Annotated in this window: 12 protein-coding genes; all 12 read left to right on the top strand. The window is 50.8% G+C overall.

Going from position 1 to position 13,389, the window contains the following annotated elements; all coding sequences use genetic code 11:
• Positions 1-6 precede the first annotated feature (6 nt).
• The 12 genes from priA to lgt all read left to right on the top strand — a co-directional run bounded on the left by priA (position 7) and on the right by lgt (position 13,359).
• Positions 7-2,235 carry a primosomal protein N' gene (gene priA, locus ABXS75_07330; GenBank protein ID XCP86598.1) on the top strand — a complete coding sequence of 743 codons (2,229 nt, stop codon included), beginning with the start codon at positions 7-9 and terminating at the stop codon, positions 2,233-2,235.
• A gap of 75 nt (positions 2,236-2,310) precedes the next feature.
• The gene (gene def, locus ABXS75_07335) at positions 2,311-2,781 is read left to right on the top strand and encodes a peptide deformylase (protein XCP86599.1); all 471 of its coding nucleotides are present in this window, start codon (positions 2,311-2,313) and stop codon (positions 2,779-2,781) included.
• A gap of 56 nt (positions 2,782-2,837) precedes the next feature.
• A complete protein-coding gene (fmt, locus tag ABXS75_07340) occupies positions 2,838-3,791 on the top strand; it encodes a methionyl-tRNA formyltransferase (protein XCP86600.1) in 954 nt (317 codons plus the stop codon).
• A gap of 9 nt (positions 3,792-3,800) precedes the next feature.
• Entirely contained in the window at positions 3,801-5,099 is a 1,299-nt protein-coding gene (rsmB, locus tag ABXS75_07345) for a 16S rRNA (cytosine(967)-C(5))-methyltransferase RsmB (GenBank protein ID XCP86601.1), read from the top strand.
• Positions 5,100-6,137: a 23S rRNA (adenine(2503)-C(2))-methyltransferase RlmN gene (rlmN, locus tag ABXS75_07350; GenBank protein ID XCP86602.1), complete on the top strand. Its 1,038-nt coding sequence runs from the start codon at positions 5,100-5,102 to the stop codon at positions 6,135-6,137.
• A gap of 2 nt (positions 6,138-6,139) precedes the next feature.
• Complete coding sequence (locus tag ABXS75_07355) at positions 6,140-6,883, top strand: Stp1/IreP family PP2C-type Ser/Thr phosphatase (protein ID XCP86603.1); 744 nt, start codon at positions 6,140-6,142, stop codon at positions 6,881-6,883.
• Positions 6,877-9,018 (top strand): Stk1 family PASTA domain-containing Ser/Thr kinase, encoded by a 2,142-nt coding sequence (pknB, locus tag ABXS75_07360; GenBank protein XCP86604.1) that lies wholly within the window; start codon positions 6,877-6,879, stop codon positions 9,016-9,018. The genes ABXS75_07355 and pknB overlap by 7 nt, the downstream gene beginning before the upstream one ends.
• A gap of 20 nt (positions 9,019-9,038) precedes the next feature.
• Positions 9,039-9,926: a ribosome small subunit-dependent GTPase A gene (rsgA, locus tag ABXS75_07365; protein ID XCP86605.1), complete on the top strand. Its 888-nt coding sequence runs from the start codon at positions 9,039-9,041 to the stop codon at positions 9,924-9,926.
• A gap of 4 nt (positions 9,927-9,930) precedes the next feature.
• Positions 9,931-10,593 carry a ribulose-phosphate 3-epimerase gene (gene rpe, locus ABXS75_07370; GenBank protein ID XCP86606.1) on the top strand — a complete coding sequence of 221 codons (663 nt, stop codon included), beginning with the start codon at positions 9,931-9,933 and terminating at the stop codon, positions 10,591-10,593.
• Positions 10,586-11,239, top strand: a complete 654-nt coding sequence (locus ABXS75_07375; GenBank protein XCP86607.1) for a thiamine diphosphokinase — start codon at positions 10,586-10,588, stop codon at positions 11,237-11,239. The genes rpe and ABXS75_07375 overlap by 8 nt, the downstream gene beginning before the upstream one ends.
• Positions 11,240-11,293: 54 nt before the next feature.
• Entirely contained in the window at positions 11,294-12,394 is a 1,101-nt protein-coding gene (gene ychF / locus ABXS75_07380) for a redox-regulated ATPase YchF (GenBank protein XCP86608.1), read from the top strand.
• A 38-nt stretch (positions 12,395-12,432) separates the two neighbouring features.
• Entirely contained in the window at positions 12,433-13,359 is a 927-nt protein-coding gene (lgt, locus tag ABXS75_07385; GenBank protein ID XCP86609.1) for a prolipoprotein diacylglyceryl transferase, read from the top strand.
• Positions 13,360-13,389: the final 30 nt, after the last annotated feature.

Below are 13,389 nucleotides of genomic sequence, written 5' to 3' on the forward strand. Positions count from 1 at the left end.
GGTAACATGTACGCAGATATTATCATAGATATCACCAATGAAAAACTGGATAAGATTTTCCAATATAAGATACCGGACCACCTCGAGGGGGAGATCGGGATCGGAATGGAAGTGCGGCTTCCGTTTGGCAGGGGAAACCGGGAGACAACCGGTTATGTGGTCGGATTTTCCGAGACCTGTCAGTATGATCCGTCCAAGATCAAGGAACTGTATGGTCCGGCAAAGGAGAGTGTTGCCATCGAGTCGCGTCTCGTGGCGCTGGCTGCATGGATGAAGGAGCATTACGGGGGCACGATGATTCAGGCGCTGAAGACGGTGCTTCCGATCAAGCGCACGGAGCGGATCAAGCAGCAGCGGATCATAAGGCGTGTGATTTCCAGGGAGGAAGGTAAGGCTCGGCTGGAAGAGTATTTGCACAAGAATCAGAAGGCCCGCGCCCGGCTGATGGCGGCCCTTCTGGACGATGAGGAGATCGACGCGGCCCTGGTCATGCAGAAGCTGAATATTACACTTCCGGTCATACGGGCACTGGAAGAGAGAGGTGTGCTGGAAATCAGCCTCAGGCAGGTATACCGCAATCCTGCCATGCACGGGGAGCAAAAAGAGGAATGGTTTTCGCTTACCCCGCAGCAAAAGCAGGCGGTAGATACCTTTTGCAGAGACTATGAGTCGGGCGTTCGCCGGACCTATTTGATACATGGAGTGACGGGGAGCGGGAAGACGGAAGTTTATATGGAAATGATCCGCAAAGTGGTGGAAGCGGGGCGGCAGGCGATCGTACTGATTCCGGAGATTGCCCTGACGTACCAGACGGTCATGCGGTTCAGGAGGAGATTCGGGGACCGGGTGTCCGTCATGAATTCCCGTCTTTCGGCGGGGGAGCGCTACGATCAGATGATGCGGGCAAAGGCGGGAGAAGTGGACGTGATGATCGGGCCGAGATCGGCTCTGTTTACGCCGTTTCCCAATCTGGGGCTCATCGTGATCGACGAGGAGCATGAGGCGGCCTATAAAAGCGAGCAGACCCCGCGGTATCATGCCCGGGAGACGGCTGAGGAGAGGGCGCGTCTGGAAGGAGCAAGCGTGGTCTTAGGGTCGGCTACCCCGTCCCTGGAAGCATATTACAGATGCCAGAAGGGGATCTACTGTCTGCTGGAGTTGCGGGAACGGACGGCCGCGGGGCAGCTTCCCGAGGTGTATGTCGCGGATATGCGGGAAGAATTAAGGAAGGGAAACCGCGGGATCTTAAGCGACAGGCTGCGGGAACTGCTGGAAGACCGGCTGAAAAAAGGGGAGCAGACCATGCTATTTTTAAATCGCAGAGGTTATGCGGGATTCCTTTCTTGCAGGTCTTGCGGATATGTAGTAAAATGTCCTCATTGCGATGTGTCATTATCTTCTCATAAGAATGGGAAAATGGTCTGCCACTACTGTGGCTACGAGCAGCCTGCGGTGACGATTTGTCCCCAGTGCGGTTCCCGTCATATCGGAGGTTTCCGCGCAGGGACCCAGCAGATCGAGGAGCTGGTGAAGCAGGAATTTGCGGGTGCGCGGGTGCTTAGAATGGACCTGGATACTACCCGCCTGAAGGAAGGACATGAGAAGATTCTGGAAGCATTTGCAAATGAAGAGGCAGACATTCTGGTGGGAACACAGATGATCGTAAAGGGGCATGATTTTCCCAATGTCACGCTGGTGGGCGTGCTGGCGGCGGATATGTCGCTGTATTCCGACGATTACCGTTCGGCGGAGCGCACGTTTGAACTGCTGACGCAGGCGGCGGGACGAGCGGGACGTGGCAGGAAACGCGGAGAAGTGGTCATTCAGACGTACAGCCCGGAGCATTACAGCATTCAGGCCGCGGCGAATCAGGATTATCAGGCATTTTATGAGGAAGAGATGAATTACCGGGATCTGATGGGATATCCGCCTGCCAGTCATTTGCTGGCGGTGATGCTGTCCGGCGCCGAGGAAGGTCTGCTGGATACGGGCGCCCACTATTTGAAGGAATACGCGCTCCGTGTTGTGAGAGGGCATAAGGTGCAGGTGATCGGTCCTGCAAGCCCTTATGTGGGCAAGGTCAAAGATATGTACCGCCGGGTCATTTATCTGAAGGAGGACTCTTATGAGGTCCTGGTGGAGGTAAAAAACAGGCTGGAGCAGTATATAGAGATCAATCATGGATTCGACAAGATGTGGATTCAGTTTGATTTTGACCCGATGAAGGTGTTTTAAGTGTTAGGATTAGGAAAGTCGCGGGAGATCCGCGGATGTCAGAGGCAGTAAATATAGAATTGGGAGGAAAAGAAGATGGCAACAAGAAAAATCCGTGAAATCGGAGATGAAGTGTTAACAAAAGTATGTAAAGAGGTTCCGAAGATGACCATTCGGAATCACATTTTGATCGGCGATATGCTGGATACGATGTATGAGGCGATGGGCGTGGGACTGGCGGCTCCCCAGGTGGGAGTCCTGAAACGGATCGTCGTGATCGACGTGGGGGAAGGACCGCTGGTGATGATCAATCCGGAGATTTTGGAGACGGACGGCGAGCAGACCGGAGAGGAAGGCTGTCTCAGCGTTCCGGGGAAAGCCGGCGTGGTGACCCGGCCGAATTATGTGAAGGCAAAAGCCTTCGATGAAGATATGAAGGAATTCGTGGTAGAAGGGGAAGGACTTCTTGCCCGGGCGATCTGCCATGAATTGGAGCATTTGGACGGACATCTCTATGTGGAAAAGGTAGAGGGCGAGCTTCACGATACGGAGTATGAGGAGGAGTAAGGACGCGGGGAAAATGCCGGGCGTATTCCGGGTGAAGGAAAGGAAGGATAGGAACAATGAAGGTTATTTTTATGGGAACTCCGGATTTTTCCGTGGGGACGTTGGAAGCGCTGGTCGAAGCCGGGCATGAGGTGGTGCTGGCGGTGACACAGCCGGATAAGCCGAAAGGGCGCGGCGGGAAGATGCAGTTTACCCCGGTAAAGGAATGTGCTCTGTCTTTTGGGATTCCGGTCTATCAGCCGAGAAAGATCCGGGAAAAAGAGTGCGTGGAGGAATTGAAAAAATATCAGGCAGATGTGTGTGTAGTCGTTGCATTTGGCCAGATTCTTACGAAGGAACTATTGGAAATGACGCCCTATGGCTGTATCAATGTCCATGCGTCCCTTCTCCCCAAATATAGGGGAGCGGCACCAATTCAGTGGGCGGTCATTAATGGCGAGGAGGTGTCGGGCGTTACCACCATGCAGATGAATGAAGGGATCGATACCGGAGATATACTGGAAAAGGTGGAGGTTAAGCTGCGCCCGAAAGAGACCGGGGGAAGCCTTTTTGACAGGCTCTCGGAGGAAGGGGCGAAGCTTTGTGTGCATACCCTCGCCGGTCTTGAGGCAGGGAAGATTACCCCTCAGAAGCAGGGGGAGAGCCCTACGGAATATGCGAGAATGCTGGACAAGAAGGCCGGAGAGATTGACTGGAACAAACCGGCTGTCATGCTGGAACGTCTGGTGCGCGGCCTGAATCCGTGGCCAAGTGCCTATACCTTGTGGGAAGACAAGGTGATGAAGATCTGGGAGTCTGAGGCAGCCGGTGCAGAAGCTGGAGAAGGACTTGCCGGGGAGAAGGAAGCTGCGCCCGGGACGGTCGTGCTGGTGACGAAGGAAGCATTCTATGTACAGACCGGGGACGGGCTGCTTAAGATCAGATCCCTTCAGATTCCGGGAAAGAAGCGAATGGACGCCGATGCATTCTTAAGAGGCTACAAGATAGCAGAAGGAACAAAACTGGGTTAGGATAGAAGAATGAAGAAACAGATAGGTGAACGGGAGCTGGTGCTTGCCGTGCTGCTGGCGGTGGAGCAGGGAGAGAAGAGCCACATCGCGCTTGGGCAGGTTTTGGAAAAATACCAGTATCTCGAAAAACGGGAGAGAGCGTTCGTGACCCGGGTGGTCCAGGGAACGCTGGAGAGGCAGTTGGAGCTGGATTATCTGATCGATCAGGTGTCCAAGGTGAAGACGGCAAAGATGAAACCGGTGATTCGGTGCATTCTGCGAAGCGCCCTGTATCAGATCAAATATATGGACAATGTGCCGGATTCGGCCGCCTGCAATGAGGCGGTAGGATTGGCGGTAAGAAAGGGCTTCGCTTCCCTGAAAGGGTTTGTGAACGGGGTGCTGCGCAATCTGGCGAGGAGGATTGAGCAGATTCCGTATCCTCAAAAGGAGCGGACGGAGGAATATTTATCGGTCGCGTATTCCATGCCCCGTTGGATCGTGAAGATGTGGATTTCCGATTATGGTGAGGAACGGACAGAGCAGATGCTTGCAGGTTTCTTTGAGGAGCGCCCTACGGTGATCCGGGTCAATGAAAATAAGCTGACGAAGGAAGAACTAAAGAAGGTACTTGAAAGCGAAGGCGTGACGGTGGAGGAACATCCGCATGTTGCGTCGGCACTTCTGATTTCCGGTTACGATTATCTGGGAAGCCTTGGAAGCTTCCGGGAGGGGGACTTCCAAGTACAGGATGCCGCGTCGATTCTTGTGGCAGAGAACGCGGGGATCAGGCCGGGGGATTATGTGCTGGATGTGTGTGCCGCGCCGGGCGGAAAAGCGCTGCATGCCGCGCAGCTTCTTGCGGGGACAGGCCATGTGGAGGCCAGAGATCTGACAGAGTATAAGGTGGCTTTGATCCAGGAGAACATTGACAGAATGGGATTTTCCAATATTGAGGCTGTACGGTGGGATGCGCTTGAGCCTGACGGAAGGTCCCGGGAAAAGGCAGACGTAGTTCTTGCCGATCTTCCCTGTTCGGGCCTTGGCGTGCTTTCCAAGAAGGCGGATATCAAATACCGGGTGATGAAGGAGAGTATACAGGAACTGGCACAGCTTCAAAGACAGATTTTGGAAGTGGTCAGGGACTATGTGAAGCCGGGGGGAAGCCTGGTATACAGTACTTGTACGGTATGCCGTCTTGAAAATGAGGAAAACGCCCGCTGGTTCGCAGAGAATTTTACGGAGTTTTCGTTGGAGGAGGAGAGACAGATCTTCCCTGCGAGAGATACCGATGGATTTTATATTGCCCGTTTCAGGAGGTGCAGATAGATGGAAAAAAAGGATATTGCCTCATATGATCTGGAAGAACTGAAACTGGAGATGGGCCTGCTTGGAGAAAAACCGTTTCGTGCCGGGCAGATCTACGAGTGGCTTCACCGGAAGCTGGCAGATGATTTCGCGGAAATGACGAATTTATCCAAGGCGCTCAGGGAGAAGCTGGCCGCGGCTTACGAGATACGGAAGGTGGAGATGGTAAGGCGGCAGATCTCAAGGCAGGACGGGACGAACAAGTTCCTGTTCTGCCTAAGCGACGGCAATATGGTGGAGAGCGTACTGATGAAATACAAGCATGGGAATTCGGTGTGCATTTCCTCACAGGTGGGCTGCCGCATGGGCTGCCGGTTCTGCGCGTCCACGATTGACGGGCTGGAGCGGAATCTGACGCCTTCCGAGATGCTGCGTCAGGTGTATCAGATTCAGAAAATCTCCGGGGAGAGAGTTTCCAATATCGTTGTGATGGGAAGCGGGGAACCCCTGGATAATTATGAGAATTTTTTGAAATTTATCCGGATGGTAAGCGATGCGAACGGACTGAATATCAGCCAGCGAAGTATCACGGCCTCTACCTGCGGGATAGTGCCGAATATCTACCGGCTGGCAAAGGAGAAGCTGCAGATTACACTGGCGCTCTCCCTTCACGGCTCGACGCAGGAGAAGAGAAGAGAGCTTATGCCGGTGGCCAATAAATACGCGCTTCCGGAGGTGCTTGAGGCCTGCGACGTTTATTTTCAGGAGACGGGACGGCGCATTACCTTTGAGTACAGCCTGGTTCACGGAGTCAATGATACCGAGGAAGATGCACGGGAGCTTGCGGCACTCTTAAAAGGACGGCAGTGCCATATTAATTTGATCCCGGTCAATCCGATCAAAGAGAGAAATTATGAAAAACCGGACAAAAAAAGTGCGCTGAATTTCAAAAATAAACTTGAAAAAACTGGGATTAATGTTACTATTAGAAGAGAAATGGGCTCTGATATTGACGGGGCCTGTGGACAGCTAAGACGTAAGACATTGCAAGGAGAGTAAGAATGAAGACATTTTCCATGACAGATGTGGGGAGAAAACGCGAGATTAATCAGGACTATGTGTTTGCTACTGACGAGCCGCTCGGCTCTTTGCCGAACCTTCTGGTCGTGGCAGATGGAATGGGAGGACATAAGGCCGGCGATTTCGCTTCCAAATATACGGTGGAGGTTCTTACGGAGGAACTGAAGCATACATTAAAAGAGGGACCGGAGGAAACGCTGATGGATGCGGTGCAGACGGCGAACCGCAAACTGATCGAGGCTGCCGGCAAGGATATCAAGCTGGAAGGCATGGGGACCACGCTCGTGGCTGCCACGGTGATTGATCATACTCTGTATTTTGTGAATGTGGGAGACAGCCGGCTTTATCTGGTCAATAAGGATATCAGGCAGCTTTCCAGGGACCATTCTTTAGTGGAGGAAATGGTGCGGCTTGGCGGCATCAATGAAGAAGAGGCGAAGCATCACCCGGATAAGAATATTATCACAAGAGCCATCGGGGTCAAGGCGAAAGTGGATGCCGACTTTTTTGAGCATGGCCTGAAAAAGGGAGATACGATTCTTATGTGCACGGATGGACTTTGCAATATGGTAGACGATGAGGAGATTTTTTCTATTATTAAAGGGGCAAGAGATATTGTGGAAGCGGGTCAGATGCTGATTGACCGCGCGAATGAAAATGGGGGAAAAGATAACATAGGTGTTGTGTTAGCACAGCCGTTTTCTAATGAGGTGAGTATATGGTAAAAGATGGGATTTTTTTAGGGGAAAGGTATGAGGTGCTTAGCAAGATCGGCACCGGCGGAATGGCAGATGTCTACAAAGGGAAGGACTGCATGTTGAACCGTTTTGTTGCGATCAAGGTGTTAAAAAAGGAGTACCGGGAAGATAAGGGATTTGTAAAGAAATTTCGTTCCGAAGCACAGGCAGCAGCGGGGCTTATGAATCCGAACATCGTGAATGTTTACGATGTGGGGGAGGACCGCGGACTGTATTATATGGTCATGGAGCTTGTAGAAGGAATTACGTTAAAGGAATACATTCAGAAGAAGGGCAGACTTTCGACCAAAGAGGTCATAAGTATTGCGATTCAGATGTGCTGCGGTATCGAGGCGGCGCATCGGCATCATATTATTCATCGCGATATTAAGCCGCAGAATATTATGATTTCCAAAGAAGGCAAGGTGAAGGTGACCGATTTCGGAATCGCGCGGGCGACCACGTCCAATACGGTCAGTTCAAACGCCATGGGTTCTGTTCATTATGTTTCACCGGAGCAGGCGCGGGGCGGTTTTTGTGATGCGAAGAGCGATATTTATTCTGTCGGCATTACGCTCTATGAGATGGTGACAGGGCAGGTGCCGTTCGATGGGGATTCCACTGTTTCCGTAGCGATGAAGCATTTGCAGGAGAATATTACGCCTCCTTCAGAACTCGCGCCGGATATCTCGGAGGCGCTGGAGAAGATCATTTTAAAATGTACTCAGAAAAGTCCGGACAGACGGTATCAGGATATCGGTATGCTCATACAGGATCTGAAGCGTGCAATTGTGGATCCGCAGGGCGGCTTTGTGGATATCGCGCCGATTAGCAGTCTGGGCGGCACCGTCGTAATCTCACAGGAGGATATGGAGCGCCTCAAACGGGGTGGGAAGAGGTATCGTGATGAAGATTATGATGATGACTATGACGATTACGATGATAGTGACTATGATGATAGTGATTATGATGATGACTATGACGATGAAGAGTATGATGATGGCAGGTATGATCGCCGTCGCGGTTATGACGATGAGGACGACGATTATGATGTGGATGAAAAGCGGGGAAGAAACGGGGAAGTCAATCCGCGGATGAATAAGATGATGAAGATCCTCACCATTGTGGTGGCGGTCATCATTGTGTTTGTACTGTTATTTATTATTGGAAAAGCGGCAGGAATCATCAAATTCGGACCAGGAACACAGGCGCAGGAGAATGTGGAGGCGAAGGTCGAGGTACCGAAGCTGATTGATCAGGAATATGAGGTCGCTGCAGAGATGTGCGAGAAGAAAAATCTTGAGATCAAGATCGTGCAGAAAAAACATTCCGATAAAGAAGACGGGGTTGTTCTCGAACAGAACCCGGAAGCGGGGAAGAAAGTCAAGAAGAAGACGGTAATCGAAGTCGTAGTAAGCTCTGGAGCAGAGGAAATTGAGGTGCCGCCGGTAGAGAACCTGACAGAAGATGAGGCGAGAAATGTCTTAAGGGAAGCTGGATTTGAGAAGGTAAAAATAGATGGTGATGAGTACAGCGATACGGTAGCGTCCGGTATGGCAATCAAGACATCGCCGGAGGCGGGAACCAAAACGACCACCGATACGGAGATCACGCTGTATATCAGTAAAGGGGCCGAGAAGAAGACTGTTCCGAATCTAAAGAATAGGACAGTAGAAGAGGCGAAGGCAGCACTTAGTTCCGCAGGACTTGCTGACGGAGGCACCAGCAAAGAGGAGTACAGCGACACAGTCGAGAAGGGACACATCATTTCCCAGAGTGTGGAGGCGAATAAAAAGGTGGAGAAGGGCACTTCGGTGAGTTATGTGGTAAGTAAAGGAAAGAAACCGGCGGATACCGTTTCCATTCCTCCGGTTGCGGGCAAATCCCTGAAGACTGCGAAATCGATGATGGACAATGTGGGACTGTATTATGAAGTGAAGGAGCTGGACAGCGATCAGCCATATGGCACTGTTCTGGGGACAGATCCGGAAGGTGGCAAAGTAGAGGTGGGAAGCACTGTTACTATTTTCATCAGTAATGCGTCTCAGGCAAATAATAATGACAGCAATAATACTTCTGATCAGAATAATAATAACGACAACAATACAGAAACCAATGAGTAGAGTGGCGAAAAGGACTGTTTATGCAGGGTAGGATTATGAAAGGGATAGCAGGATTCTACTACGTTTATGACGTAGTAGAATTCGCTGTTTATGAATGTAAGGCGAAAGGTATTTTTCGAAAAGATAAAATTAAGCCTTTGGTGGGGGATTTCGTAGAATATGAGATTCTGAACAGAGAGGAAAAGACGGGGAATATTACGGCGATACTTCCGAGAAAAAGCGAGCTCATCCGGCCGGCCGTAGCCAATGCGGATCAGGCGATGGTGGTATTTGCGGTGACGGACCCCAGGCCGCACTTAAACCTTCTGGATCGGTTTCTGGTGATGATGGAGCGGCAGCAGGTGCCGGTGATCATCTGTTTTAACAAAACCGATCTGGCAAAGGAAGAACAGATATGTAAGCTCCGTGAAGTTTATGAAGGCAGTGGATATCGCACGGTCTTCTTAAGCGCAGGGAGAAAAGAGAATATTGAAGAATTGAGAGAATTGCTCATTGGAAAGACGACAGTGGCGGCGGGACCTTCGGGAGTGGGGAAATCGTCCCTTACGAATTGTCTGCAGAGGAACGTGAGTATGGAGACGGGAAGTATCAGCCGCAAAACACTGCGGGGGAAGCATACGACAAGGCATTCGGAGCTGATCGCGATTGACGAAGAGTCCTATATCATGGACACGCCCGGTTTCTCTTCCCTTTATACCGATGATTTTGATAAAGAAGAGCTGAAACAGTATTTTCCAGAATTTGCAGGACTTGAGGATGGATGTCGTTTCCTGGGGTGCAATCATGTGAGTGAGCCGGATTGTGCGGTCAAGGAAGCGGTAGAGCGGGGAGCGATCCATCCGGTGCGCTATAAGAATTATCTGGAAATATATCAGGAGTTGGAACAAAAAGAGAAAAGGAGGTACTGATTTTATGAAAAATATTTTATCCCCTTCTATTCTGGCGGCGGATTTTACCAGATTGGGAGAAGAAATCAAGATGACAGAGGAGGCCGGGGCTAAGTATCTGCACTTTGATGTGATGGACGGTGTGTTCGTCCCCAGCATTTCTTTTGGTATGCCGGTTTTGAAATCAATCAAAAAAGCGACCGGACAGGTGATGGATACACATTTGATGATCACGGAGCCGATCCGTTATATTAAGGAATTTGCCGAGGCCGGAGCGGACCTGATCACCATTCACTATGAAGCCTGCGAAGATGTGCGCGCGGCTTTAGAGCAGATCAGGGCGTGTCATGTAAAGACAGGAATTTCTATTTGTCCGGAGACGCCGGTCAGTGTGCTGGAGGAATATCTGGAAGAGGTGGATATGATTCTTGTCATGACGGTGCACCCGGGCTTCGGGGGACAGAAGCTGATTCCGGAGACGCTGGATAAGGTGCGGGAACTCAGAAAGCTCCTCTCAGAAAAAGGTCTTGAGACGGATATCCAGGTGGACGGCGGTATCTATGCAAGTAACGTCAGGGAAGCGCTGGATGCCGGGGCCAATGTCATTGTTGCAGGTTCGGCTGTTTTTCGTGGAAATGCGGCGGATAACACAAAAGAATTTATGGAGATATTAAAAAATTATGAGTAAGACAATTATTATCAGCGGTGGTGTCATAGACGAGGCGTTTATAGGCAAGGTGCTTGCTGAGGAAGAGGGAGCATACGTGATCGGCGTGGACCGGGGCGTGGAATACCTGTATCATCACGGAATTATGCCACAGTATATCGTCGGGGATTTTGACAGCATCGATCCGAAGGTGATTGATTATTACCGGAATGAGACGCATGTGGCGATCCGGGAGTTCAATCCGATCAAGGATGCGACGGATACGGAGATCGCAATCCGGCTTGGCATCACCCTGGGAAGCAAGGAAATGCTTATTCTCGGTGCGACCGGAGGAAGGATCGATCATTTGTGGGCGAATATTCAGACGCTTGCAGTGGCGTTGAGGGCCGGGGTGAAGGCGTATATCATGGATGATAAAAACAAGATCTATGTGATCGATAAGCCCTGCAAGGTTAGGAAAAGCGAGGCATTCGGACCGTATTTGTCCGTGTTCACGCTGAGCGGCGAGGTGTTTGATTTCAACCTGACGGGAACGAAATGGCCGCTTCGGCATCATACCCTGAAGCCCTATGACAGCCTGACGGTCAGCAATCGTTTCGCGGAAGATACGGTGGAAATTGATTTTTCCAGCGGGGTACTGGTCGTGATGGAGACCAGGGATAAGTAAGCAGGTAAGAGGGCGCTTACAATGAGAAGAAAAGATGGAGAGGAATAGACAGAGATGAAATTGGGAATCGTTGGACTGCCTAATGTAGGCAAAAGTACATTATTTAATTCACTGACAAAAGCGGGAGCGGAATCGGCGAACTATCCGTTCTGTACCATTGACCCGAATGTGGGCGTGGTGACTGTGCCGGATGAAAGGCTTGATGTGCTGGGAGAGATGTACCACACGAAGAAGATCATTCCTGCGGCTATTGAATTCGTAGATATTGCAGGACTGGTAAAAGGTGCGTCCAAAGGGGAAGGACTGGGCAATCAGTTCCTTGCCAACATCCGTGAGGTGGACGCCATCGTGCATGTAGTGCGCTGCTTTGAGGACAGCAATATCGTGCATGTGGATGGATCGATCGACCCGCTGCGCGATATCGAGACCATCAATCTGGAACTGATCTTCTCAGATATTGAGATCCTGGAGAGAAGGATTTCCAAGGCAGTGCGTGCGGCCCGCAATGATAAGACGATCGCCAAGGAGCTTGCGCTGATGGAGCGGGTCAAGGCGCATCTGGAAGAAGGAAAGCTGGCGAAGAGCTTTGATGAGGTCGGTGATGAGGACGAGCAGGCGTGGCTGGAGAGCTACAACCTTCTGACCTATAAGCCGGTGATCTTCGCGGCAAATGTAGCGGAAGATGATCTGGCAGATGATGCGGTGGACAATGCGGGTGTGCAGGCGGTCCGTGAATATGCGGTCCGTGAGAATTGCGAGGTATTTGTGGTATGTGCGCAGATCGAGCAGGAGATCGCTGAACTGGATGATGATGAGAAAAAGATGTTCCTGGAGGATCTGGGACTTAAGCAGTCCGGCCTTGAAAAACTGATTCAGGCAAGCTACAGCCTGTTGGGGCTGATCAGCTATCTGACCGCGGGAGAGCCGGAAGTCCGCGCATGGACGATCAAAAAAGGGACCAAGGCGCCCCAGGCTGCCGGAAAGATTCATTCCGATTTTGAGAGAGGGTTCATCCGGGCGGAGATCGTTTCCTATGATGATCTGATGGCATGTGGAACCTACAATGCTGCAAAAGAGAAAGGCCTTGTCAGATTGGAAGGAAAAGAATATATTGTACAGGATGGAGATATTATTCTGTTCCGGTTTAATGTGTAGTTTAAAGCTGCCGTCCGGCAGGAGAAAGTGAGAGGATTATGACAGAAGCAATTCATTTCCCGCATTTGGGAATTCATTTGAAACATGTTGGAAAGGCAATTTCGATATTCGGATTTGATATTGCCTATTATGGAATGATCATAGGTTTTGGAATTTTGATTGGAATCGCGATCGCGGTGTATGAGGCGAAGCGGACAAGACAGAATCCGGAGGATTATCTGGATTTTGCGATTTATGCTATCATCTTTTCCATCATCGGTGCGAGAATTTATTATGTGGTCTTTGCGTGGGATATGTACAAAGGGCACCTGCTCAGCATTTTCAATATCCGTGAGGGCGGCCTTGCCATATACGGCGGTATTATTGCGGCAGTGATCACACTTCTCGTATTTGCACATCTGAAGCAGCTTTCGGCGCTTAAGATGCTGGATACGGCCTGCCTTGGACTTGTGGCGGGACAGATGATCGGCCGCTGGGGGAACTTCTTTAACAGGGAAGCGTTTGGCGAATACACGAACGGACCTTTTGCCATGCAGCTTCCGCTTGATGCGGTACGGGTATCGGATGTCACGGATCGTATGAGAAATCATATTGAGATCATTGATGGGGTGCGGTATATTCAGGTACACCCTACCTTCCTCTATGAGTCCGTCTGGTGCCTGGCGCTTTTGATTCTTTTACTGGTATGGCGTTACCGTAAGAAATTTACCGGCGAGATATTCTTCCTCTACCTTTGCGGGTATGGCCTTGGAAGATTCTGGATCGAGGGACTCAGGACGGATCAGCTTTTGCTTCCACTAGTCAAACTTCCGGTGTCCCAGGTGCTTTCCGGTGTTTTGTTTGTCGGATCGCTGGCCCTTATCATTTATCAGAGAATGCAGGCGGACAGGAACCGTATGAGGAGAATGCGGGAAAGGGAAGCACGGCGGGCGAGTACCCGCAGATCCCGGGATCTTTATGATTAGAGAAGGCAGTTGTTCATGAAAAGGAACAAT

This window comes from Roseburia hominis, assembly GCA_040702975.1.
GTDB classification, from domain to species: Bacteria; Bacillota; Clostridia; order Lachnospirales; family Lachnospiraceae; genus Allocoprococcus; species Allocoprococcus hominis_A.

Coding starts and splice junctions, on each gene's coding strand:
- priA (XCP86598.1), top strand. CDS start 7: ATGTACGCAGATATTATCATAGATATCACCAATGAAAAACTGGATAAG.
- def (XCP86599.1), top strand. CDS start 2,311: ATGGCAACAAGAAAAATCCGTGAAATCGGAGATGAAGTGTTAACAAAA.
- fmt (XCP86600.1), top strand. CDS start 2,838: ATGAAGGTTATTTTTATGGGAACTCCGGATTTTTCCGTGGGGACGTTG.
- rsmB (XCP86601.1), top strand. CDS start 3,801: ATGAAGAAACAGATAGGTGAACGGGAGCTGGTGCTTGCCGTGCTGCTG.
- rlmN (XCP86602.1), top strand. CDS start 5,100: ATGGAAAAAAAGGATATTGCCTCATATGATCTGGAAGAACTGAAACTG.
- ABXS75_07355 (XCP86603.1), top strand. CDS start 6,140: ATGAAGACATTTTCCATGACAGATGTGGGGAGAAAACGCGAGATTAAT.
- pknB (XCP86604.1), top strand. CDS start 6,877: ATGGTAAAAGATGGGATTTTTTTAGGGGAAAGGTATGAGGTGCTTAGC.
- rsgA (XCP86605.1), top strand. CDS start 9,039: ATGCAGGGTAGGATTATGAAAGGGATAGCAGGATTCTACTACGTTTAT.
- rpe (XCP86606.1), top strand. CDS start 9,931: ATGAAAAATATTTTATCCCCTTCTATTCTGGCGGCGGATTTTACCAGA.
- ABXS75_07375 (XCP86607.1), top strand. CDS start 10,586: ATGAGTAAGACAATTATTATCAGCGGTGGTGTCATAGACGAGGCGTTT.
- ychF (XCP86608.1), top strand. CDS start 11,294: ATGAAATTGGGAATCGTTGGACTGCCTAATGTAGGCAAAAGTACATTA.
- lgt (XCP86609.1), top strand. CDS start 12,433: ATGACAGAAGCAATTCATTTCCCGCATTTGGGAATTCATTTGAAACAT.